Genomic DNA, 23,813 nt, shown 5'->3' on the forward strand with positions numbered 1-23,813 from the left:
GTAAAATTAACAAAGCCATCTCTTAAATATATACCACAGTAGAATTAAACGAGTTTGTATACGTTCAATAGAACTGTAATCAGAAGCCTCGCCTGTAGGCGACGCGTTTTTACCATGTCTGACATATTTCATTAATGGCTTATGTACAAAACCAACACATCCGTTCAATTCAACCAGTAAGCCAATCCACCAATCATGCATATGCACAGAAGTAGGGAATGGTAATGCATAGGTTAATACTTCACGTCTAAAGGCCATACAACAGCCTATGTATGAGTTTTTATATAAATTCCGTAAAAGACCTGGTTTACTACTTCGGTAATCGAAAAAAGAGGGTATTAAAGTATTTAACGCTTCATCTACCACTTCACAGTCGCTCAATACTAAATCATACTTTTGAAGATATTCGGTCATTAATAATATTTTATCAGGAGCCCAAATATCATCTTGATCAGACAAAAAAACATAATGACCATTAGCATTTTTTAAGGCATTTTCAAAATTTGCTAAAGGACCAATTGTTTTTTTATTTCTTATAATCTTTATGCGTTTATCATTAAATTCATCTAATAATTCGCAAGTATTATCACTAGAATTATCATCTGAAACAATAATTTCATCATTATTTTTCAGCTGTGACAATATTGAGTTTATCTGCCTAGTAATATACTTACTACCATTATAAGAAGCGATACAAACACTAACCATGTCGTTAAATAATCAAAGTCAATCAAATAGATTCTCAGCAATAAATTTCAATGTTTATAATGTATAAAATATTTCAATTTTACAATTTTCGATAATATTTTCCTCAAAAAAGGGCTATAATGTTTTGTATGTATTAATTGTAATTCTTCAAGAGATCGGCCTATTTCTGAGCTAACTCCATTAGCATCACATTCGGCAATATCAATATTAATTTTTTTACTCTGTTTACGAGACAAATAAATTAAAAGATTAAGTTCATAATCAGCCATTGTTTTAATAGTTGTATCATATCTAAAATTATCAAATAATTTTTTATTATAGAATGCTCCTTGGTGATGAACAGTATTATTTAGTATAGTTTTTAAATTTAATATCGACTTGTATCTTCTTCCAGTATTAAAAACAATATTACCATATATTAAATCTTTTGAGTCATCTAAATGCTTGTATACTTTCTTAAGCACATCAATATTCAGGCGATCATTTCCTCCCAAAAAAAGTACCCATTTTCCTTGAGATTTGTCCAAGGCCTTATTCATAGCATCATATATGCCATCGTCTTTCTCACTAATCCAATATTTGAGATTTTCTTGATATTTTTTTATACAATTTATAGTATCATCTGTACTTCCTCCATCGATGATAATATATTCAAGAAGGCTATTCTCTTGCGCTAAAACACTCTGAATAGTCTTTTCTAATGTCAGGCCAGCATTATAGGTAACGGTAATGATTGAAAAAACAGGAGAAATCATTCCTTATCCACTTTGATTATGTCAAAGGTACTGTATAAAGGAGGATCAGCCAAACTAAACTGCCCGCCTTGACCTGTACCAGCATGCGGGATAACGAAATTGTTAGTTAACAGATTGTTTTAGTTGATTCTTGATGGATTTAGTAGCTATAAAGACCTGCTCTGGCCTGCGATAGGTAAGGCTTGATTATGCCGACGTTGGTTGTAAAACATAAAGAAATCATTCAATCTCCTTTCCAGCTACTAGCCATACACATGAACATGCAGATAAAGACCAAGGCCTCCCGTGTGCCTCATGCTTGACTGCTTACCTAAGAAGTTCCACGAATATGTTATCTAAAGCACGGCCTTTATCGTCCATTGAGATGCGTATACTGCCCCCTTTCAGTACCGATGTGAACATTCCGGAGGCAAACTGACTAAATTAAAGGTGGTACGCGCAGGATAGTTCGTCAGAATCTTCTTCAATAGCTGAGTATCCTAATCGGCACCCATCATGTTGGAAATAGATCAAGCCAATGCATATTTACTGAACAAATATCAGATACTCCTGTCCATTAGGCATGGACACATAGATGATATCAGTGGCCTACACCTGGTGTACAAACGTAATATCTAGGTGGTGTAAAAGGCGAGGATAAAGGCATGGCCTACAGTGTGATGTGATATATTAGGAGCAAAACAAGCCCGATAATAATAGGAAGACCGGTGTAAATTCAGCTACTGGCATTGTTTGATCGCATCACTCATATCGATTAAGGCTTGGCGTTATTGTATACTCATGGCGTCGCCTTTTTTTAAGAAACCTAAGTTCCATTTGGAGTCGCCTAATCTACTTGTAAAGCGGGGCAGTTTCTGGCTCTTGGTTAGCCATGAGTGGTTTTCTATTCGTCTCAAAAGCGGATTCAACAACAAAAATTGTTTCTTCTAATCACTAATCTGATTAGGATTCAGTTCGTGACGTTTGCTGATAATGGCCAGCTTGTTCTTCTCTTTGAGAACTTCCAAGTCTACTTTGAGCTTGGGGGTAAATTACGTTTACTCTTGCTTTTCGTACAGAACTAAAATTAGCCGTTAGCCAATTTAGCAAGTGGCACTATAAACAGCTTCAATAATAAAAATAAGTCTCGTATTAAAACATTATTATTGAGAATTAGATTTGCAGGTAAGTCATAAACTTAATGAATATTTTTTTTGTCAGGTATTTGCATTATAGGCGAAGCCATATTTATTTGTTTCAATAAATTAAATATTATTTCCGTTCGCTTCTGGGAACCAATTTGGTCTAAATGATAAACAGTGTCAAAAAAATACTTATCTTGCATAACAGAAGATGTCATACTACCAAGTATAGGGCATTTTAAGCCAGCTTTATATTGCAACTCTAAAGCTTTAAGTGTGTGTAAATTATTTTTATACGCAGATTCTTGGAAAGCTGGAAAAACAAAATATACTTTTGCACTTTTAGCATAGGCAAGCTCAATAAAATTGTTTATAACATTTATCCATTTAGAATAATCCGTATTAGAAAATAGAATATTACCGCTAACTGCTGTTGGTTTTGGTTGACCATAATGAGTCGTTAAATCTCCATAACTATTAAATGCTTCTCGATTATAAATAGGATCTTTGTCTCTATTTATAAGTTTATAAAAAGTGCCGCTAATACACAATTGTAGCTGAGCTATTAGTAATCTAATTCTATCCAAATAACTGAGATTCATCAGAGATTTAGTACTAGGATTAATATCCACGAGTTGAGCCATTAGTTTTTTATTACCATCGCCTAAAAAATGCTCTATAGATAAAATAATAATATCACCAGGCTTTATGCTTTTTTGTGTCTCGTTTAAAATAAAATTTAGTCCTAATCCAGCATGGAGACCCATATTAATCACAGAGTAACCAGTTTCTTTACTCAATTGTTGGCTATTAAGGCCAAGTGCTAAATTTGATCCACCAACAAAAACAATACGTGGAGTTGTAACATGTTCTAGACGATATTCTTTGTCTAATGAAGCTGCAACATAAATTGTGTTGTTGCGAGCGTATGAAGATAATAAATAAAAAGTAAAATATAATATTATACCACATAAAGCTGATATAATAGATATTGGGCGCAGTAATGTTAGTGTTTGGTTCATTAGAATTGAAAATAGATAAATTGCTCCTGAACATCAAACATGCCAAACAATAAAATGAATATTATTAATGAAGAATAAAGTAACATTCGAACTAAATAAGGCTGTTGAAATAACCACCTATCACATAAATGTTCATTCTGAATTCTTTCCACAGATAATAATATTATTATAGACATCATACTAACAATATAGTCATATTGAGTTGAACCTAACGCACCGGGCTTTAATTGTTTAATACTTGCACTAAAATTTGAGAATAAATGCGAAACAATATATAAAGCATCTTGAACTGTTTTAGCGCGAAAGAAAATCCACGCAAAACATGTTAAAAAAAAGGTACTCAATAACCCTAATATTGAAGATAATTTAGATTTAGTTGAAAAATTGATGAGTCCATAAAATCTATTTCGTAATGGTTTAGTTATATTTTCTAATATCAAATAAAATCCATTTAAACTTCCCCAAATAACATAAGTCCAATTAGCACCATGCCAAAGGCCACTTACAAGAAAAGTAATAAATAGATTAAAATACCATCGCGATTGAGTTACTCGATTTCCACCAAGAGGAATATATAAATAATCGCGGAACCATGTAGATAATGATATATGCCATCTTTTCCAAAATTCAGAAATCGATCTAGAAAAATATGGCGAGTCAAAATTTTTCATCAAACGAAAACCCATTACGCGAGCAGTCCCTAAAGCTATATCTGAGTAACCAGAAAAGTCGCAATAAATCTGAAAAGCAAATAAAATAGTGGCAAAAATTAGTGGTAACCCTTCAAATTGAGATGGGTCATTATAAACATTATTAACAATAATAGCTAGTCTATCTGCAATAACTACTTTTTTGAATAAACCCCAAGTAATCAACTTTAATCCTTCAGACAAATTTTTAGCTTTAAACTCATGCTTTTCATAAAATTGAGATAATATATTCTGAGGACGTTCAATAGGACCAGCCACTAACTGTGGATAGAACATCACATAAAGCGCATATATTCCAAAATGCTTTTCTGCCTGCTGGTTACCTCTATAAACTTCAATTGTATAGCTCATAGCTTGAAATGTATGAAAAGACAATCCAATGGGAAGTAGTATTGTAAGAGGGGGTAATGGTGTAGTATAATTTATATGCTTTAAAATTTCATTAAAACTATCATTAAAAAAATTATAATATTTAAAGACTGCTAATATACTTATATTGGCAAGCAAACTACTAATTAAAAATATTTTCCTAGTAGAGCCTTTCGTTTTTTCTATATATATTCCTGATATATAATCAACTATAATTGTAAAACCCAATATAAATATATATATTGGAACAAAGGCCATATAAAAATAGCAGCTTCCTATTAATAGTAATAACCACCTATAACGATGTGGCAAGAAGTAGTACGCAGTCGTAATACAAATAAAAAAAATTGCGAAATGTAGTGAATTAAAAAGCATTATTCATTAATAATTTGCTTTATATAGTATAAAAAGCTATAGTCAGGGCAAATATAATAAAATTCATTTTACTTCTCTAATAGGTCAATACTCGCAAGGTCAAGAAAAACCGATCTCTAAGTTTACTTAATAAAAGGAAAGCATTAACTATAATGTGTTAAAGAAGCGATACAGCTTCAATATTATTTTACTAAATTAGTCAAATGGAGTTTTAAAATCTTTTTAGTCTATTAAGACGTTATACATAAATTTCCAGTTACTCAACATTCTAACCAGATGAGAATCATATTCTTTCTATCGATTTTATTCATTCCTTGTGTTGCTCAAGCACAGAAATCGCCAGTTCGCTCACCTATAGAATTAGGACAATCTAGTGATGTCAATTTGATTACTAAACCGGACGGGTTTTGGTATACAAAAACAAGGGCGGGTAAAGAAATACCCCTTAAAGTCAATCCTAAAACTAATAATCTGACTATATACCAAAGCGTATTTGCTCTTAGAAATTCTGTTCTAACGAATAATGTTGCTCCTTCTATAATTAATATAACCGATGAAGGCAAACAAGGAGTTTTCGTTTTAGATTCTAGTGATAATACTACTCCTGACAATATGGGTACAGTATTAGTTACTCGATCTGGGCTACGTTATAAGCGTACGATAAATGAGGCTATTTCTGTCCGTTGGTTTGGTGCAAAAGGAGACGGGTCTAATACTGATGATTCACCAGCAATACAAGCCGCTATAAACTTCGCAACTGAGTTACAAGATCCAGCCAAAGACGGCATATTCAGTTCAAAATGGAAAGGTAGGGATTTAATTATATACTTGCCTCTCGGTATTTACAAAGTAAATAAAACTATTCATATATCTGGCACGGTAAAACTACAAGGTAATTCCGGAGGAGCTTACGCAGGCACACAATTAATCCAAGGAACACCTGGCATTTCGATGATTAGCTTAGATGCTGGCACGGATGGTATATCTAATGCAACAGTTATCGAAAATATCATTTTTAAATCAGGCTCTCCCAAGCAAAATCCAGGAGTCGCACAAATTATCATTGGAACTAGCAATGGTAATTCTAATTACATTCGAAATTGCTGGTTTCAAACACCAGAAAATTTAGCCATATGGATAACAAAGGGCGGGGATATACAGATTTCAGGGTGTACATTTGATATACTCCCTTTTCAGGCCATAGCAATTGGAAAAATAGGAATGCCATCAGTCGTAGATGTGAGCATCACTAATAATACATTTTTCGAGGTAGCTCTTGATATTATTCGTATTTATTCTGCCAAAGGTGTAACTATTTCAGGCAATAGAATTTCCAATAGTATTGGCGCAAGGCATGCTACAACATTCGTAAATGGCTATGGAGCTGATATTATTACCTCACTTACTATTACAGGAAATGAATATACAAATGTCCGAAATTTTCTACATTTACCTATAAATTTATTTGGATGCGCAATAAACGGAAATACAGGATATAATACTGATGGTTTTTTTGTAAAAATTAATCAGAATGGAATAGTTTATGGAGTATCTATTACAGGAAATAGTATTTATTCTAATGCTGAAACCAAAATTAATAGGCTAATTGATATAAGTGATCATTCGGCGCTACAAGGTTCTACTATTGTTGGGAATTCATTCTATAGTATGATAGTACCTCAAACAAATGCTATATCAATGCCAAATGCAAACAACATAAATAACGAAATAGGGCTTAATTCTTTTACAAGTTTTACTACTCCCTATGCTGTATATTCTCCCGCACAAAATGGCATTTTTAATTTTAAATCATATATTTCTATCGATGGAAAAACACCATCGATAGGTAATATTTTATATTATGATGGCAAGAAATGGACTCAGCTACAGAGGGGTAATGAAGGGCAAATTCTTAAAATAATATCTGGCGTTCCTACTTGGTCGAATCCATAAGTAAGTGTTAAAGCCATATTTATTTGTCGCAATTAGAATTTTAAGAGGATCAATGGAATGCATTATTTTTGCTTTTGTCTTTAATTAAGAGTTTTTGCCAAAAAAATGGAAAGACAGTAACCCAATCAAATACAATAGTAATTTTTCTAACTGGAAAAATAAAAATAAAATAAACAAATAAACATGCACATAATTGTAACACGAAAAATTCTGCATCAACCACTAATTGAAATGTTAAAAGTCCAAGAACAAAAGATAATGGTTGGCTTGATATGTATTTTTTTGAAAATTTATTTCCTCTAAAGAAAGCTGTTAGAAAACTTACAAGCAATGTGTAAGGTAAAAGGAAAATTTTTCCCAAAACAATTACCTGAAGCGGTAAGATGAAATTAGGCCCGACTGATATGGGAGATAAATAGCCATTGTTTAATTCATAAAGTTTCCAGCCAATAGATTGTGTTTCTACAGGTAGTATCTGCTTAAGAAATATGCCAAATGTGGCTTTAATATATTCAATAACACCTGATTCAATGTATATCGACGCATTATTAACAAGATACATTTCTAGACCATCGCCAGCGCTTAATACTCGATTTGCCATATGCAAAGCCCCATCTCCAATTGTTCGGTCGTCATTATAAAAAGATGTGACTACTATACTATTTAAAAGCGAAATTATAAGAAAGCCAATCCCATACCAATTGAGTTTTTTAATAGTTTTTCCGGCGAATAGAGGGTAGAAATAAAAAATAAAATATCCATAAGCTTCTAGTAAACCTAATAATGACGATCGGCCGCCAGCTATTATATCCAAAACACTATTTGAAATTAATATTACTACAAGTACAAAGCGCCCTTGTTTTCTAGTTTTTAATAATATAAAGATATAATAAGTGAAAAATGGTCTAGCCCCTATTTGTAATATATATTGCCAAAAACTACGTCCATGCCATTGGGTAAACTTATATAAAAACCAGCTTGCAATTGAGGGATGCGATATAGCATATGTTATAAAATCGTAACGACTAGCTATATTAAGTATAAGGCATATCGTAAAAATGGTAACATTTTTTTTATCATTCAATCCTTTCTGAAGAATTTCTATACTTCGTGGTGATTTATCTAAATAAAGGTATAACCCAATTATATAAATTATATAAACTAAGATAAAACTAAGTGAGTCTAAATTTATCGATTTTGCCGAAATATATCCCATTAAAAGAGACAATCCACTTGAACACCAAATTATGTTAGATACTAAGGGGTCAATAATTGATGATAATTTACTTTTTAATAGAAATAAGAATAAAAAAGTAAATAATCCAAATGATAATATCATTTGGATTACATTGTATTTTTCATAATAATACATATTTTTTATTAGTTAGAAAAATTCAACTTATTGTTCTTTTTTAAAGATTTGTTATATTCTAACTTGTTAAATACTCACAAAAAACTTACTTAAAAGAATAGATTAATTTTTATTAGCTTTTTTTTAAGTTGTAGAACTTGACTGATTTTATTCCATCAGAGTTAAATGAAACTTAAAATTTTCATGTTAGCTTACTATATAAGGCAATAGTTTCTTGGACGGTATTTGCCCATGAGAAATTAGATAATTGTCGTCGCCCTCGCTTTATGAGGGTGTTCCGTAAATTATTATCTAATATAATATTTTCAATAGCATTTGCCATAGATTCCGGTTCGCTCGGATCAATGTACAAAGCTGCTTCACCAGCTACTTCAGGAAGTGAGCTAGTATTACTTACAACACAAGGGCAATCACAGGAAAATGCTTCAAGTACAGGAATTCCAAATCCTTCATATAAAGAAGGGAAAATAAAGGCGGTTGCTTCTCTATACAAATTCTGTAAAATAGCATCATTAATTGGTTGGTATTCTATAAAATTGTCTATTAATAGGCTTCGAATTATATTTTTTTCACCAACTGTAAAGTTACCTCCTCCTGCACAAATTAATTTTATCTGATGACGAATAATTAGGTGAGCTATGGATTGTAAGAATGGGATAAAGTTTTTATACCCACTACGATTGCCTACATATAATAAATAGGGTTGTTTAGTGGAGGGTAAAAGATTAATTGGGTTGGTAGTATTTATAGAAAATGAGCTTCCTAAATGAATAACCGTAATTTTCTCCGGTGCAATATCCATTAGTTCAATCATATCCTGCTTTGTACTTTCCGATATGGCAATTAGATGTGAAGCTTTTTGGGCAATCTTTTTTTTTTGCGAAATAATTAACTTATCATTTGATAATTCTGTAAATTTATGAGATAAACGCTCATAAATCATATCATAAAAAGTCGTAATAAAAGGGTTAGAGCCAATTCTAGAGCTTAAAAAATCATCAAAATACGTAGTATGATAAATATCATATGGGCTTATTTTATAATCTATATAATTATAAAGTTGATTTGATTTATGAAGTAGTCTACTATATTTACTCTTAAACGGGTATGATAGAGCTTTAAGATTATACTCTTCTAAATGCGTATTATTTGACCAAAATAATGAAAGATGAGCATTGTGCTCACTTGTTTTATTTATTCCTGTTATTAGCTCACAGAAGTATCTAGATATTCCACCATAGTTTTGAAGGGAAAAAGTCTGGTGGTCAAAAAAAATTCTCATATGCTACTGGTCAATTAGGAAAACATAAAATATTTAAATTCCATGCCTTTAGAATATTAAATATTATTATAAAAAGATTTTGTTTTGATCTACAATTAGTTTGTAGGTGGCAAAAAGCTTGCTTGTAGGCGCTTTTGAACTAATAAAAAATCTTTTCGTAATAATGATGGTCGTTCTCCTACGATTTTGTTATACCAACCTCCCCAGCGAGGGTGAGTTATAATTTTAAACAAACTATTATTTATTTTTTGTCGACTAAATAAATGAATATCTTGATTATTCCAGTTGTAGTTCAAACCAAAGCGATCAGCTAAAGCTTGTAATGAAGCTCTGCTATATAATGCAATATGTTGACCTGTTTCAGGTGTAAAATACCACCACGATTTAGGGCTTACATCAGGTGATGGTTGTATCATAGTAGAAAATAAGATTGTGTCACTTAGCTCGAGCATATTTTCTAGTTCTGCAACAGGATTAATTAAATGTTCAAATACTTCGAAAGCGGTTAATAATTCTGCTTTAAAAGGAGGAATATCTGTAATATCAAACAATTCAGCATAGAGGTTATCACAATAAATATCCTGTCGATAAAAATCGAAACCTCTATCACGCATCATACGAACCAACATACCATAACCTCCACCGTAATCTATAAATTTACCATTTGTATCAAACCATCGATTAATAATAGACCGAACAATAGGAACCATGTATTCATTCCGCATCACCAAGCCAATATCTAATTTCGTAATAGCCGAATTGTAGGCTTCATCTAACCAATAAGGAGTTTCGGTAAAGATGTACTGACATTGTCCACACCGGAAGTACTGTACAACATACTTACCGAGCATTTCGGCTGAACAGTATGGCAAAGCTGTAGATTCACAAATTGAACACTTCATTAAAATCACTTATTTATAAATCCTTATCTTTTGAATAAACATATTCCGTTCTTAGCGAGCCATAATTTATCAAAAAATACTCACATTTAAGTTGCCTGAATAGAAGAGTTTATCATAGAATGATATGCAATAACTATACAAAAGTATCACTAGGGTCATTTTATTATGAGCCGTCTTCAATAAAATTGCAGCGAATATAAATAGTCATTTCAATACACTTAAATGACTTTAAACAATTTTGGGGTTTATACTGGGTAATGGAAGAACCAAATTCTTTTAGGCGTCATTCTGTTTTATAAGAAAACTTTATCCGCTAAGAATATATTGGATGCCCTAATCCGAATTGAAATCAAGGTAATTAAAATACCTCTATCTGTTTAGTTATTACATTAAAAACCGGTAGGCCGCTAATTAATTTACGTTGTTCATCCAAGTCTGCAAATGATAACGTCCCATCTGAGTGCCTACTTTCTCTAAAATGTGATTGAACAAATCCCTCTAAGGGAGTTAGTGTACCTAGCGGACCTAACTTTGTCGTTTTGATAAAATAAGCATTGTTACCAGCGCTGTTACAGCCAACAAATGAGTATCCTTTTTCTATAGCAAGGTTGTATAAAGCTGCTAGAGAAGCCCCTCTATACAAATTGCTGTAATGTGCATTAGTTCGAACAAAACCAGCTTCATAGGGTATTGTAATTGGTCGGTCTGGGCCAAATATAGCATTATATTCTACAATAACTATATCAGGGGTTACTGCCGTAATAGCCTTCCAAACCCAATAATCGTTACCGTCAATATCAATACTAAGCAAGCCCGCACTATTTGCGTAGCCATTTTCTTTTATTAAATCATTAATATTTTCTGCAGTAATAAAAGAATTAACAGCTGTCAAATTATGGCGCCAATAGATCGGATCCTTTTTGATATAGTCAATATTAGTATCTGAACCATCAATAACTAGTCCTTGCCAATAATTATTTATCAGCAGAAATCGAGTATTAGATTCCTCGTAATTTTCTACGCCGAATTCAATAAATTTGTTAACAGTTGGATTAACATTTTTGATTAAATATTGTATAATACCATCATCGCCAAATTGAGAGAAAACTTTAAACTCCGCATCTTGAAAGGTGGTCGCGGAACTAGTTTGTTTCACCAACATTGTACCTATCTGCAGTCGTAAGTCGTGGTTCTGTGCTTTAATACGTTGAATATCAGCGGAAAGGGCCCTAAACTTTTCAAGAAGCTTCATTATTTAACCTAGTTAATACGTTTTGTTAGAGCAAATAAAGATGCGATAATCCACATCTTTAAAAATTATTCATTCCAGATTCCATCTGCCGTTCCATGTAATAGCTTATAGACTTGCCAACTACCAAGTATTGTACCGCCTATGAGAGAAGCAATCGTCGCCAAAATTACACCTGTAATACCTAGGTCAAGCGATTTTCCAAAGAATATAGCTAAAGGCACATTAATTATTGCTGCTACAATGGAAAAGTATAGTTGTAGTTTTATTTTACCTAAGCCATTTGTGATAGCAGCTGTTATTACATTCCATCCAATTACAATAGCAGATAAACCCATACCTATACTAAGCTTTAAAGGTATAAATACCCGATCCCCCACCCAAAGAGAATAAACTATGTTGGAAGCGAGAATCATTAAAATAACTATACTAACTAACACCACCCATAATTTTTGAAGATATGAATATGTTTTCTTCATCCAAAGCGTATCTTTTTTAACAGACGCTTCTGTAAAAGCTGTCCAATAAGGAGTTATAGCGATAGCGAATATAGTGCTAATCGCGTTGAAATAACGAAAAGCTATATTATACGTAGTCACTTCAGCAGGGCCAAACAGCTGAGTAATGATTAAGTTATCAGTATAAAAAAGGGTTACAAAAGCGATCTGAATAAAGAAAAATTTATAGCCTAGCGATAGTAAGCTTCTGGCATATGCAAGGTCAGCTAGTCGAAATGAGGGCCGGTAAATCTTTAACTGATTCTGATAAAGAGCAATCCCACTTATCAATAAAACAATCACAGGGCTACAGGCTGTAATAATTGCTAAATAAAATAGATTTCCATTAGTAAATCGTGTTAGCGTATATGTGCCAATAAGTATTAATACATTAGATAATAAGTTTATTAATCCTACTTGACCAGATTCTTGAAGAGCCAATAAAACATAAGAAAGAATATCAAGAACTAGCTTAATGGCCATCGCGATGACAGTAATTAATACAACTTCTTGAAGTTGTTCTATTTCAATAGTTGTATTAAAAACTCTTTGCCAGGGAATGTAGCGAAACAGAAGTAGAAAAAGTATGGCAAAAGCTAACTGAAGCACTCCAAAAATTAAGTAGGCTGTACTAACATAAGCCCTAGCTAATGTGGTGTTATGCGTTGTTATAGCTTCCGAAAATTTATTACGCAGACCATTGCCTATACCAATATCTAGAAACGTTAACATGGTCACAATTGAGCTAATAGTTAACCAAGTGCCATACGTGTCTTTAGACAAATAATCAATCGTTAACGGTACCAGTAAAAGTGAGATTAGAATTCCCCCCCCTTTAACAGCTAATCCTAAAATAGTATTAAAGTGTGCTTTTCGCGTACGTGGATGGACATTTTGTATCCGTGCTTTCAGGAACTCAAATGATCTAATTTTCATCATATTTTCCTCTCCCTCTGTAGCCAAGCCTGCACCATCATGCGTGCAACACCCTCCATTTTATAATGAGCGGACCAACATAATTGCTCAAATGCTTTAGCTGGGTTAGCATGACCTTCGGCAATATCGGTTGGTCGGAAAAAGGACGAATCAATTTGAATATGATTCTCCCAGTCAAGTCCAACCGTTTCAAATACAACCCGTATAAAATCGCTCAATTTTTGCGTTTGACCTGTTGCAATAACGTAATCATCAGCTTGCTCTTGCTGCAACATAATCCACATAGCCTCAACATAATCAGGTGCCCACCCCCAATCACGTGCAATGTCAATATTACCCAGCTTTAATACCATAGGCTCACCATTTGCAATTCGACAGGCAGCTGCTACGATTTTTTGTGTAACAAAACGTTCCGGTCGTAAGGGTGATTCATGGTTGAACAAAATTCCAGTACTAGCGTGTAGTTGATAAGCTTCACGATAATTAGCTACCTGCCAGAAAGCTGCTGCTTTTGCAACCCCGTAAGGGCTACGTGGTCTAAAAGGTGTACTTTCATCGGCGGCTAAGCTCCCAGTGTCGCCAAAGCATTCACTCGAACCAGCATTGTAAAATTTTATTGGCTGATTAGTAAATCGAATAGCTTCAAGAAGGTTAAGCGTACCAACACTAATACTTTCAAGTGTTTCTACAGGCTGCTCAAAAGATAAACCTACTGAGCTTTGACCAGCTAAATTATAAACTTCATCAGGTTTTGTGCGCTGTAAGGTTTGTAGTACAGAGCGAAAATCGTTTATACTAATTGAAACAGTTTCTATATCCTGCCGGATATCTAACTGTCTTAAGCTGCTAAATGAAGACATTTGAGCATCACGAGACCCACCAAATACTTTATATCCCTTCTCTAATAATAATTTAGCCAGATACGCGCCATCCTGACCTGATACGCCACATATTAGTGCTCTTCTCACAAGGTTAATGGCTTGAGTTAAAAATAAACTGGCGAATTCCGTAAATACAAATACCTATAATTAACCCGACAATAGTGAATTCTACTATTATAAGGCTTCGCTTAGGAGCGCTTTTTTTTAAGGGAATACGAGCTGGCTCCAGAATTTTAAAGACTGGTGCTTCCTCAGATACTTTAATCTTAGCCTGCTCAAGCTGTTTCGAGAGGTCGTTAAATACAGTTTGCGTAAGTAGAAAGTCACCTTGAAGTCGCTGCTCTTCGATTTTTGCCGTATTTAAATAAACACTGCGATTCTGATCTCTATAATTAGATATTGTATATTCAGCCTTCTGGTAACGGATTTTCGCTTCTTCTACTTGACGAGTTAAAAACCGGACTTGATTTCTAGCTTTTTCTGTCCGATAGCTCGTCATATAATTTGTTAAATATTCCAGCGACAAACGAGCTACTGTAGCCGCTACAACTGGGTCAGACAATACAGCCGTAACTGTAATTATACCTGTTTTTTTGTCAAATGAAGCCGATACGGATTGATGAACAAGATTAATGAGAATCTCTTGCTCTTTTGTAATTTTTAGTGCTTTACTATTATTTTTCGGATCAAGTATTTGAGCATCTTTATCATTCTCCTTGTCATTCGACCCAATCAGCTTTCCTAACCAGGATTGCTGATTTTGTTCTTCAAAAAAAGTTTGTAGTGTCGTTTCTTTTCCAGAAAGTTGCGAATAGACAGGCTGTTGCAAAATATGTAGTGCAAATGGAACATTTTGTAGCACGTCTGGATACATATCCGGACGGATAGCATCCACACTACTACCACCTACACCACCAATGTCAATTCCGGCTAAACCAGCAAGTGAACTCAATCCGCCAAATCCTCCATCTCTCGATTGAAATTCAGGCAGCACTGTCACCTGTGCACTATATTGATTAGGCTTTGATACAGCATATATTATACCGATAATTAGCAAAATAAAAGCCCATAAAAAGGAACTCCTTCGGCTATCTTTCAAAAACTGCACAATATCGCTTAGGCGAATTTCTATTTCATCACTCTCATTATCTTTCTTCTTTATAATTTCTGTACCCGACATAATAAAATTAGAAAGTAGTTCTTAACGAAGAAGAATATTAACGAGTGCAATCGACACAGTAGTCAATAGAGATAGAATACCGATTCGTTCAGCCGCACTTAACTTATTATTATCTAATGGTTTAAAGGGAACAATTACAGTTGAGCCTGGATAAACTTTAGGGCGAGACGAGAAAAATAAAAATTGGTGCGTTCGGTCTTTACGCCCATTTGGATATACCACATACGCCTTGCTTTTTCGCGCATTATCGGTAAACCCTCCTGCTTCACTAATGTAGTCATCAAATTTATAGTCTACTTTATAGCTAACAGATGATGGATTTAGTACTCCCCCCTGTACACTAACAATCTCTGACCGTTGGGGAATATACAAAGTATCCTGGTCACGAAGTAATAAGTTCTCTTCAGAGCCGGAATTCGTAAGAACTTCACTTAAGTCATTAGCAATAATCTCGCCTTTTCGTTTAAACTGGGCACCTAATATATAGGCTTGAGGTTTTAATCCACCAGCCCGCTTTATGACATCACTAATACGCTCTTCCCGACTAAAAATAGAGTAATTGCCAGGCTGCATAACCTCACCGTAGATATAAACCTGCTGCTGAGTTGTATAATTGGGTGATGTACGAACGTACACAATATCGAATGGCTGAAGTCGAAATTCGGCAGAAATACTCGAATCACTTTTCATGGAAGTAATTTGCAGATTTCGATTAATTGCAAAACGATATATTTCCAGTTTGGTAGCCCTCATACCCGATGAATCCTGCCGAATACGTCGGGCCACCTCGATCAAATTTGGCTTAGCTCCTTCCTGAAAGCCACCTGCCTGAGCAATTAGATCTGCTACGCTCATATTCGTAACAAATTCAATTGTGTCAGGATGATTGACCGCACCTTCAATAGTCACATAATATTCCTCACGAAGATCGCGAATTGACAGAACGGTCAAACTATCCTGTCGTATAAGTGGAATATCCGCAATTTCACCACGCATCAGTTTACCCAAATCAAATGATAGATTTTCTTTATCCATATCAGGGCGCTCTCGAATAATAGATGCCCGATTAGTAAATGCATCTTTGCGCAATCCATCAGCTCGGTTGATGAGTTGGCGAACGGTTTCTAAACCCGGCTCAAGCGAATAATCACCTGGACGCATGACTGCCCCTGCTACCTGAATACGGTTTTCATAGCGTTCTAGTATTTTTCCAATTTCATATTTATCTCCCCCTTGAGGAACAAAAGTCCCTAGTTGTTCTTCAGTAATGGTCAGGATACGCCGTTCGCGACTGGTATTCCGTCGAAGGGTTATTGCAGCTCGATAGGCATCATCGGCAAAGCCACCAGCAAAACCGAGTACAGTCTTTAGCGTTTCACCCGGCAAAACCTCAAAAATAGCTGGACGACGAATCTGACCAGTTAATTCGACATGGGCCTCATAATCAGCAACTCGGATAACATCTTGGTCGCGAAGCTGAATGTTATCTCGTTGGTCAGCACGGAGAATATAATCGTAAAGGTCAATAGTACGAACAACACGGTTACCACGAATTACATTGATTTTACGAAATGATCCTGTTTCTGGGTTAGGACCACCGGCTAGATAGAGCGCATTAAACGCCGACCCAAGGGAAGAGATCGTGTATGTCCCTGGGCGAACTACTTCACCTACCAGTGTCACCCGAATACTACGGATATTAGTTAATGTGATATTGGCAGTTGTGCCACTTCCCGCTGTGCCTAGGCCTTGATAGCCACCTTTTCGTAAACGGTCTATAATGCGTTGTTCTGCCTGCTCAAATGTCAGTCCACTTACAAAAATTGGGGCCAGATCAGGAATTTTCACTGTTCCATCTGGGCTTACCTTCAATTCAAAACCTCCAGTTGAGGCTCCCGAGATATCAATTTTAATTTCATCATCCGGACCAACTACATAGTTACGAGGGGTCGCGATCCGTAAATTAGGTTCAAATGACAGATTGGCATTCTCAAATAAGGATGCTCCAAACACCCGAAGTTTTTTACTTGTATCCCTACGCATCGTTGTCGAATCTGTCCGACGAGAAAGGTCATAAGGCAATGTTCGACCCGTTTGTTTGTCAGTAGAAGTTTGGCTCGATGGGCGAGTGATCTGCGATCGAATAGTAGCAATTCGCTTCCGCATCTTAGCAATATCGTCGAGTGTATATCCTTGAGACATTGCAGCCTGCTCGATCTGAGCTTCGCTGAGACCACTAGCTTGTGCCCGCTGATAAAAGTTCTGCACTTCTTCATCGCTCAGTTGATCTACCCGAGAGCGGGTTGCTTGAGCAGAAGCCTGATACGATCCTGTCAGTATTATGAGCAGAAAAATAGCTTGATAGGATCGAATACGGTGGATAAAATGTGACAATTTGTCCTTAGTACGCATGAACACTGGCGGTTGGGCCAAAATTTGAACTGCAAAAGTAATAGATTCCTTTCAAAACTCCGTTCCCTTATAGTAAGGCACTGCTGGCGGGCAGGCAATTAGGTTGTAGTCCCGCTGTAATGCACTAAATTTGTAGGAAAACGGTCGGTGGTCAATGGCAATGCCAAGACTCACATTCTATTGACTAACGACTAATGACTAAAAAGAAATGATTAATCTCATAGCTAAATTTTTCGGGACCAAGTCGCAACGGGACATCAAAGAATTGCTCCCTTACGTCGAAAAGGTGAACACCGAATTTGCCCGATTAAAAGACTTGTCTAATGATGAATTACGGCAGGTCTCAGCGTCGCTCAAAGCTCAAATTGCTGATGAGTTAGCTGATATTGACAATCAGCTTGCTGAGTTGAGCGAACAGGCTAGTCATCCTGACGTAGATGTCAACGAGAAAGAACTCCTCTTTAATCAGATCGATAAACTCGAAGCTGACCGTAATACTGAGCTTGAGCGTATTCTTCTCGATATTTTACCCCGTGCTTTCGCCGTTGTGAAAGAAACAGCTCGTCGGTTTACCGAAAATGAGCAATTGACGGTGACTGCTACAGATTCTGATCGCGAAATTGCCTCCCGTAAAAAGCACATTACTATTGATGGCGAGCTAGCCCATTGGGCTAATCACTGGGATGCTGCCGGTACACCCGTAAAATGGGACATGGTTCATTACGATGTCCAGATTATTGGTGGTGTTGTCTTGCACCAGGGAAAAATTGCCGAGATGGCCACTGGTGAAGGGAAAACGCTTGTCGCTACTTTCCCTGCGTTTCTGAATGGCCTCGCTGGCCGAGGAGTACACATTGTAACGGTCAACGATTATCTGGCCAAGCGTGACTCCGAATGGATGGCTCCACTGTTTGAGTTTCATGGTCTTCGTGTCGATTGTATCGACAAGCACCAACCCAATTCAGATCAACGTAAAAACGCCTATCTCGCCGATATTACATACGGAACTAACAACGAATTTGGCTTCGACTATCTACGTGACAACATGGCCCGTGAACCAAGCGAACTGGTTCAACGGAAGCACCATTATGCCATGGTCGATGAGGTCGACTCTGTCTTGATTGATGATGCTCGTACACCATTGATTATCAGCGGCCCAGTACCTCGTGGGGATGAGCAGGATTATATTGAGTTGAAACCCCGTGTATCCCGCGTGGTTGAGGCACAACGTAAGTTAGTATACGACTACCTGAACGATGCCAAAAAGAAGATTGCGGCAGGCGACGAAAAAGAAGGTGGTCTATCACTGTTTCGGGCGCATAGAGGCTTACCTAAACATAAGCCTCTTATCAAATTTCTATCAGAAACGGGAAATAAAGCCCTGCTACAAAAAACAGAGTCAATCTATCTGGCCGAGAACCAGAAGCTGATGCCTGAGGCCGATGCGCCCCTATATTTCACCATCGACGAACGGCACAACAGCATCGATTTAACCGAGAAAGGGATTGACTATATTACCGGTTCGGGCGAAGATCCTAATTTCTTTATTCTCCCCGACTTATCGATTGATCTTAATGGCATCGATAAAGATGGTGAGTTTTCAGAACAGGAGAAGATTCTTCATAAAGAGGCCGTTATCCGCGACTACGCGGTTAAAACTCAACGAATCAATACAGTCAACCAATTACTGAAAGCGTACACGCTGTTCGAGAAAGACACTGAATACGTTATTATGGACGGTAAGGTGAAGATCGTTGATGAGCAAACGGGCCGGATTATGGAAGGCCGTCGTTGGTCGGATGGGTTGCACCAAGCAGTGGAAGCGAAGGAAAATGTGAAGGTTGAAGACGCCACGCAAACCTACGCTACTGTTACGCTTCAGAACTACTTCCGGATGTATCACAAGCGAGCTGGTATGACCGGTACAGCCGAAACGGAAGCCTCTGAATTCTGGCAGATCTACAAAATGGACGTTGTCGTTATTCCAACGAATCGCGCCATTAGCCGGGCTGACGAAGAAGACAAAGTCTATCGCTCAGTACGCGAAAAATATAACGCCGTGGTGGACGAAATCGCCAGTCTGGTTGAGAAAGGCCGTCCCGTACTGGTTGGTACAACGTCGGTTGAAAACTCCGAATTACTGAGTCGGTTCCTGACCATGCGTAAAATACAGCACCAGGTTCTGAATGCTAAATATCACCAGCGCGAAGCCGAAATTGTTGCCTCAGCAGGTTTCCCTGGCACTGTTACGATTGCCACCAACATGGCTGGTCGTGGTACAGATATTAAACTAACGCCAGAATCGCGGGCGGCTGGTGGCTTGGCTATTATTGGTACAGAGCGTCACGAATCGCGCCGGGTCGACCGGCAGTTACGCGGTCGGGCAGGGCGTCAGGGTGATCCGGGTACGTCGCAGTTTTTCGTTTCGCTAGAGGATAGCTTAATGCGCTTGTTCGGTTCGGAACGGATTGCTAAAGTGATGGACCGAATGGGACTGGAAGAGGGTGAGGTTATCCAGCACTCCATGATCACGAAATCGATCGAACGGGCTCAGAAGAAAGTCGAAGAAAACAACTTCGGGATTCGGAAGCGGCTGCTCGAATACGACGATGTTATGAACTATCAGCGTGAGGCCATCTATAAACGCCGTCGGAATGCCTTGTTCGGTGATCGTTTGCCTCTGGATATTGCCAACACGATGTATGATGTAGTAGAGGAGACTGTCAATAATTCTGAGGGCAATTACGAAGAAGTAAAACTCCAGCTATTAACTACACTAGGCCTCTCACCAGAATTGACTGCTGAAACGTTTGGCCGGATGAAAAAACCGGATCAAATCCGGCATTTATATAACGAAGCAGAGGCTAATTACCAGGCCAAAAATCAGGCGATTGCCGAGAAAGCCTTACCCATTCTAACGCAGGTCCTGAATGAGCAAGGTCATCAAATTAAAAATATTGTCGTTCCATTCTCGGATGGTATGCATGAATTAACGGTTGTCTCGGATCTGCAAAAAGCCGTTGAAAGTGGTGGTCGTGAAATCGTGACAGAAATGGAAAAAGCTGTCACCTTGTCTGTTATTGACCAGGAGTGGAAAGAACACCTTCGCGAAATGGACGATCTGAAGCAATCGGTACAAAACGCCGTTTTTGAACAGAAAGACCCCTTGCTGGTGTATAAATTCGAGTCGGTGGAATTATTTAAGCGATTCCTCAACAAAGTAAATTTCGACACCATCAATTTCCTGACTAAGGCTGACATTCCGGCACAGGAAGCTCAGGAAATACAACAGGAAATTAGGCAGGCTCCGGCTCAACGTCGTCCTCAACCACAACCGAAGCTTCATACGAATATTGAAGATTTCGACGATGATCATTTGGCTACTGGCCCCGAAGAATACGCCCGTCGTATGGCCGAAAATGACGCCATGGGTGCTGGTGCTCCACCAATGCCCGCTCAGCGGCAAGCTCCGGTACGTGTAGCGAAACTTGACCGTAATGCTCGTGTTAACGTGCAATACCCCGATGGTTCTGTGAAACGGGATGTTAAGTACAAAACGGTAGAAAACGATGTGGTCAGCGGCAAAGCTATGCTGATTGACTAATGGCTTATCAATGCTTGCTAGAAAGCCCTCTGGATGGTATATTCGGAGGGCTTTTCTATGTAGCTATTCCTGTACTATTCATCACGATAAGCCGTTATCAAGGCAGAATGTGCCAAGTCTTTTTCACTCTATTTTTATTCGGGCTTTCCTATCTTTCGCCCTCGACCGACCCAATTCGGCTTCGCTCTGAATCGCTGCCTTTTACGCCAAAAGAATTTTATATCGCTACAGTCACGGATCAACGTACTGAACAGGGCCCTATTGCCCGGCTAGCTCTGACTCCAAATCAACCTACACAACCCGTTGATCTGGATAGAGGAGTGGTTGCCAGTTTTCAGCAGTTTATTAATCAGGGGTTAAAACAAAATAAGAAATTACGCCCAATTGCTATGCGTATTCGCCAGTGTCGGGTAAACGAAACGGCAAAAGGGAATCGTGTTACTGGTCAATTTACCTATGCAGTCTCATTTGAGTTATTAGGCAAGGATGATGCTGGAACTGAAACCAGTATTCACCTGACCGATTATCGTGGCAGTGCGAACTATACCCGGCCAATTGACCAGCCATCAGTCATTGAGCAAACCATCCGTCAGGCGCTGACTGCTTCGTTACGAAATCTGAACGACTATATGAATCGGGAAAGTAGTCGAAATGAGAAGCTGGCGAAAAGCCTTACAATCAATTTTATTGATGATACCCGAATCACTGATGATGATACCGTACATTATAATCCTGCTCGAAAACTAACCTGGGCCGATTTTCAGGCTGCACCACGTAAGGGTAGTCACTATGCCGCGGAGGTCTTTACTAGTTTTTCCTATGAGGGGAAAAGCACAGTTAAAGATGGGATCATTAATCTCAATCTAATGGTGAAAGTGTATATGTTAAAAACTTCATCCTGGGGGCGATCTGACACCCGCACAGCTTATGCATTAAACCACGAACAGCGTCATTTTGACATTACAAAAATTATCGTTGAGCGCTTTAAGCGTAAAATTCACCCAGATAGTTTGACACTAGAAGATTACAATAGCATCGCACAATACCAGTTTATTGAGTCTTTCCGCGAGCTAAACCGTATGCAGACTCAATATGATGATGAAACAAATCATAGTATCAATCAAGCTGCACAAGAACGTTGGAATCAAAAAATTGATGACGAACTACGTTCTTTGGGGATAATAAAATGACCGGAATAGTGTAAAAGCCGTGCCACGGCTCAATAATATTGATGTGGAAACCGTAGTACGGCTTTTTGCAATGCCCTGATGAAAAAAGTTCGCGTTCTACATGTTAGTACTGCTCACCAGCCGCAAGATCCACGGGTAGTATTCAAACAATGTCAGACGCTTACGGAACACTATGAGGTGTTTTGCGCGCTCCCTCATGCAGACCCAACTATAGCGACCTCTATCCACTTTATTCGCCTGCCTTATTTTCGGCGGGTTATCTGGCGCACCCTATTGACTTGTCCATTTATTCTGCTTCGATGTTTGTGGCTACGACCGAAACTCGTGCATGTATACGTACCAGAATTGCTACCATTTGCTTATATATTTTGGCTTTTAGGTGCTCAGGTGATTTATGAGGTTCAGGAAAATCTCTACAAAAAAATGCACCTAAAAACTATAAATAAAGGCTTTTTATTGACAAAAATGTTTAGTTGGTTCGACCAACTCGCCCGACGTCATTTTTATTTAGTTTTTACCGAACATGCTTATTTACACACTTATACGGACTTGGTGAATTCCCATGCGGTGATTTACAACTATCCCCTACTGTCTTTCATAGAGCCGTTCCGTCAACCTTATAGCCCAAATCCTGGACAACCCTCATTTTTCTATATTGGCTGGCTCAGTTTTGAACGAGCATTTGATACACTTGTTGAAGCACTAGCACAGCTTAAGATCATTTACCCAAATTTCAACGTGGATTTGTTTGGCCAATGTACTTTTGTCGAAAGTGATTTAGCTAAGCTTCCCCACTATCGCGATATTCAGACAAATCTTGCCTTTCATGGGTATACTGATCAACGAATCGCTTTCCCTTATGCTGCTGGCGCAACGGCTGGCTTGGCGTTACTCAAGCCTGTAGGCGATTATCCTGATTCCTATACGACCAAGCTATTTGAGTACATGGCACTCGGTTTACCAGTTATTACGTCCAACTTTGCGCTTTATCAGGATATCGTCGAACGACATCAATGTGGGTTCTGTGTGTCGCCTTATGACCCAACTCAGATTGCAGATGCACTTAGTTATCTAGTGGACCATCCAGACGAAGCGCGGCTAATGGGTCAGCGAGGATATCGGGCAGTTGAGCAGTTTTATAATTGGTCCAGTGAGGCCAATAAGCTGCTTAATTTTTATGAACATATACTTTATCGAACCTAACAAAGGGGATTAGTAGGACAAAAACAAGACATATCGAATAGTTTATGGTATTGTTCCAATGTTCAATACTACGTTTTCCCGGAAGGATTTAA

Annotated in this window: 16 protein-coding genes; 4 read left to right on the forward strand and 12 right to left on the reverse strand. The window is 37.5% G+C overall.

Translation table 11 applies throughout. The features are described 5' to 3' along the window. Nucleotides 1–6: 6 nt before the first annotated feature. The 4 genes from GO755_RS05915 to GO755_RS05930 form a co-directional block, all read right to left on the reverse strand. Nucleotides 7–708, reverse strand: a complete 702-nt coding sequence (locus GO755_RS05915; RefSeq protein ID WP_157583805.1) for a glycosyltransferase family 2 protein — start codon at nt 706–708, stop codon at nt 7–9. A gap of 47 nt (nt 709–755) precedes the next feature. Further along, nucleotides 756–1,463 carry a glycosyltransferase family 2 protein gene (locus GO755_RS05920; protein WP_157583806.1) on the reverse strand — a complete coding sequence of 236 codons (708 nt, stop codon included), beginning with the start codon at nt 1,461–1,463 and terminating at the stop codon, nt 756–758. Nucleotides 1,464–2,640: 1,177 nt separating this feature from the next. Next, entirely contained in the window at nt 2,641–3,606 is a 966-nt protein-coding gene (locus tag GO755_RS05925; protein WP_157583807.1) for a hypothetical protein, read from the reverse strand. Further along, nucleotides 3,606–4,943: an MBOAT family O-acyltransferase gene (locus GO755_RS05930; RefSeq protein ID WP_317165801.1), complete on the reverse strand. Its 1,338-nt coding sequence runs from the start codon at nt 4,941–4,943 to the stop codon at nt 3,606–3,608. The genes GO755_RS05925 and GO755_RS05930 overlap by 1 nt, the downstream gene beginning before the upstream one ends. Nucleotides 4,944–5,336: 393 nt before the next feature. Here GO755_RS05930 and GO755_RS05935 point away from each other — a divergent pair, with 393 nt between their 5' ends. Next, on the forward strand, nt 5,337–7,013 hold the full coding sequence (locus GO755_RS05935) for a glycosyl hydrolase family 28-related protein (protein ID WP_157583809.1): 1,677 nt from the start codon (nt 5,337–5,339) through the stop codon (nt 7,011–7,013). A gap of 49 nt (nt 7,014–7,062) precedes the next feature. On the opposite strand, the gene GO755_RS05940 is transcribed toward GO755_RS05935, so the two are convergent. The 8 genes from GO755_RS05940 to GO755_RS05975 all read right to left on the reverse strand — a co-directional run bounded on the left by GO755_RS05940 (nt 7,063) and on the right by GO755_RS05975 (nt 17,724). Beyond that, nucleotides 7,063–8,385, reverse strand: coding sequence for a hypothetical protein (locus GO755_RS05940; RefSeq protein ID WP_157583810.1), 1,323 nt, complete (start codon nt 8,383–8,385; stop codon nt 7,063–7,065). Nucleotides 8,386–8,566: 181 nt separating this feature from the next. Further along, a complete protein-coding gene (locus tag GO755_RS05945; protein WP_157583811.1) occupies nt 8,567–9,667 on the reverse strand; it encodes a glycosyltransferase family 4 protein in 1,101 nt (366 codons plus the stop codon). Between the two features lie 95 nt (nt 9,668–9,762). Then, nucleotides 9,763–10,518 (reverse strand): class I SAM-dependent methyltransferase, encoded by a 756-nt coding sequence (locus GO755_RS05950; protein ID WP_198174763.1) that lies wholly within the window; start codon nt 10,516–10,518, stop codon nt 9,763–9,765. Between the two features lie 409 nt (nt 10,519–10,927). After that, nucleotides 10,928–11,821 (reverse strand): hypothetical protein, encoded by an 894-nt coding sequence (locus GO755_RS05955; protein ID WP_157583813.1) that lies wholly within the window; start codon nt 11,819–11,821, stop codon nt 10,928–10,930. 65 nt (nt 11,822–11,886) lie between these two features. Further along, nucleotides 11,887–13,254, reverse strand: a complete 1,368-nt coding sequence (locus GO755_RS05960) for an oligosaccharide flippase family protein (RefSeq protein WP_157583814.1) — start codon at nt 13,252–13,254, stop codon at nt 11,887–11,889. Next, nucleotides 13,251–14,219, reverse strand: coding sequence for a GDP-mannose 4,6-dehydratase (locus GO755_RS05965; RefSeq protein WP_317165802.1), 969 nt, complete (start codon nt 14,217–14,219; stop codon nt 13,251–13,253). The genes GO755_RS05960 and GO755_RS05965 overlap by 4 nt, the downstream gene beginning before the upstream one ends. Nucleotides 14,220–14,223: 4 nt before the next feature. Then, entirely contained in the window at nt 14,224–15,312 is a 1,089-nt protein-coding gene (locus GO755_RS05970; RefSeq protein ID WP_157583815.1) for a GNVR domain-containing protein, read from the reverse strand. 21 nt (nt 15,313–15,333) lie between these two features. Next, nucleotides 15,334–17,724: an SLBB domain-containing protein gene (locus GO755_RS05975; protein ID WP_157583816.1), complete on the reverse strand. Its 2,391-nt coding sequence runs from the start codon at nt 17,722–17,724 to the stop codon at nt 15,334–15,336. Nucleotides 17,725–17,932: 208 nt separating this feature from the next. On the opposite strand from GO755_RS05975, the gene secA reads away from it, so the two are divergent. The 3 genes from secA to GO755_RS05990 all read left to right on the forward strand — a co-directional run bounded on the left by secA (nt 17,933) and on the right by GO755_RS05990 (nt 23,721). After that, the gene (gene secA / locus GO755_RS05980) at nt 17,933–21,328 is read left to right on the forward strand and encodes a preprotein translocase subunit SecA (RefSeq protein ID WP_157583817.1); all 3,396 of its coding nucleotides are present in this window, start codon (nt 17,933–17,935) and stop codon (nt 21,326–21,328) included. A gap of 107 nt (nt 21,329–21,435) precedes the next feature. Further along, nucleotides 21,436–22,518, forward strand: coding sequence for a hypothetical protein (locus tag GO755_RS05985; RefSeq protein WP_157583818.1), 1,083 nt, complete (start codon nt 21,436–21,438; stop codon nt 22,516–22,518). 78 nt (nt 22,519–22,596) lie between these two features. After that, the gene (locus GO755_RS05990) at nt 22,597–23,721 is read left to right on the forward strand and encodes a glycosyltransferase (protein ID WP_157583819.1); all 1,125 of its coding nucleotides are present in this window, start codon (nt 22,597–22,599) and stop codon (nt 23,719–23,721) included. Nucleotides 23,722–23,813 lie beyond the last annotated feature (92 nt).

It is taken from the genome of Spirosoma arboris (assembly GCF_009754945.1).
GTDB lineage: Bacteria > Bacteroidota > Bacteroidia > Cytophagales > Spirosomataceae > Spirosoma > Spirosoma arboris.

Excerpts from the sequence above, each read along its gene's own strand:
- GO755_RS05930 (WP_317165801.1), bottom strand. The coding sequence starts at position 4,943 with ATGGCCTTTGTTCCAATATATATATTTATATTGGGTTTTACAATTATA.
- GO755_RS05990 (WP_157583819.1), top strand. The coding sequence starts at position 22,597 with ATGAAAAAAGTTCGCGTTCTACATGTTAGTACTGCTCACCAGCCGCAA.
- GO755_RS05985 (WP_157583818.1), top strand. The coding sequence starts at position 21,436 with ATGTGCCAAGTCTTTTTCACTCTATTTTTATTCGGGCTTTCCTATCTT.
- GO755_RS05955 (WP_157583813.1), bottom strand. The coding sequence starts at position 11,821 with ATGAAGCTTCTTGAAAAGTTTAGGGCCCTTTCCGCTGATATTCAACGT.
- secA (WP_157583817.1), top strand. The coding sequence starts at position 17,933 with ATGATTAATCTCATAGCTAAATTTTTCGGGACCAAGTCGCAACGGGAC.
- GO755_RS05960 (WP_157583814.1), bottom strand. The coding sequence starts at position 13,254 with ATGATGAAAATTAGATCATTTGAGTTCCTGAAAGCACGGATACAAAAT.
- GO755_RS05935 (WP_157583809.1), top strand. The coding sequence starts at position 5,337 with ATGAGAATCATATTCTTTCTATCGATTTTATTCATTCCTTGTGTTGCT.
- GO755_RS05920 (WP_157583806.1), bottom strand. The coding sequence starts at position 1,463 with ATGATTTCTCCTGTTTTTTCAATCATTACCGTTACCTATAATGCTGGC.
- GO755_RS05975 (WP_157583816.1), bottom strand. The coding sequence starts at position 17,724 with ATGCGTACTAAGGACAAATTGTCACATTTTATCCACCGTATTCGATCC.
- GO755_RS05970 (WP_157583815.1), bottom strand. The coding sequence starts at position 15,312 with ATGTCGGGTACAGAAATTATAAAGAAGAAAGATAATGAGAGTGATGAA.
- GO755_RS05915 (WP_157583805.1), bottom strand. The coding sequence starts at position 708 with ATGGTTAGTGTTTGTATCGCTTCTTATAATGGTAGTAAGTATATTACT.
- GO755_RS05950 (WP_198174763.1), bottom strand. The coding sequence starts at position 10,518 with ATGCTCGGTAAGTATGTTGTACAGTACTTCCGGTGTGGACAATGTCAG.
- GO755_RS05925 (WP_157583807.1), bottom strand. The coding sequence starts at position 3,606 with ATGAACCAAACACTAACATTACTGCGCCCAATATCTATTATATCAGCT.
- GO755_RS05945 (WP_157583811.1), bottom strand. The coding sequence starts at position 9,667 with ATGAGAATTTTTTTTGACCACCAGACTTTTTCCCTTCAAAACTATGGT.
- GO755_RS05940 (WP_157583810.1), bottom strand. The coding sequence starts at position 8,385 with ATGTATTATTATGAAAAATACAATGTAATCCAAATGATATTATCATTT.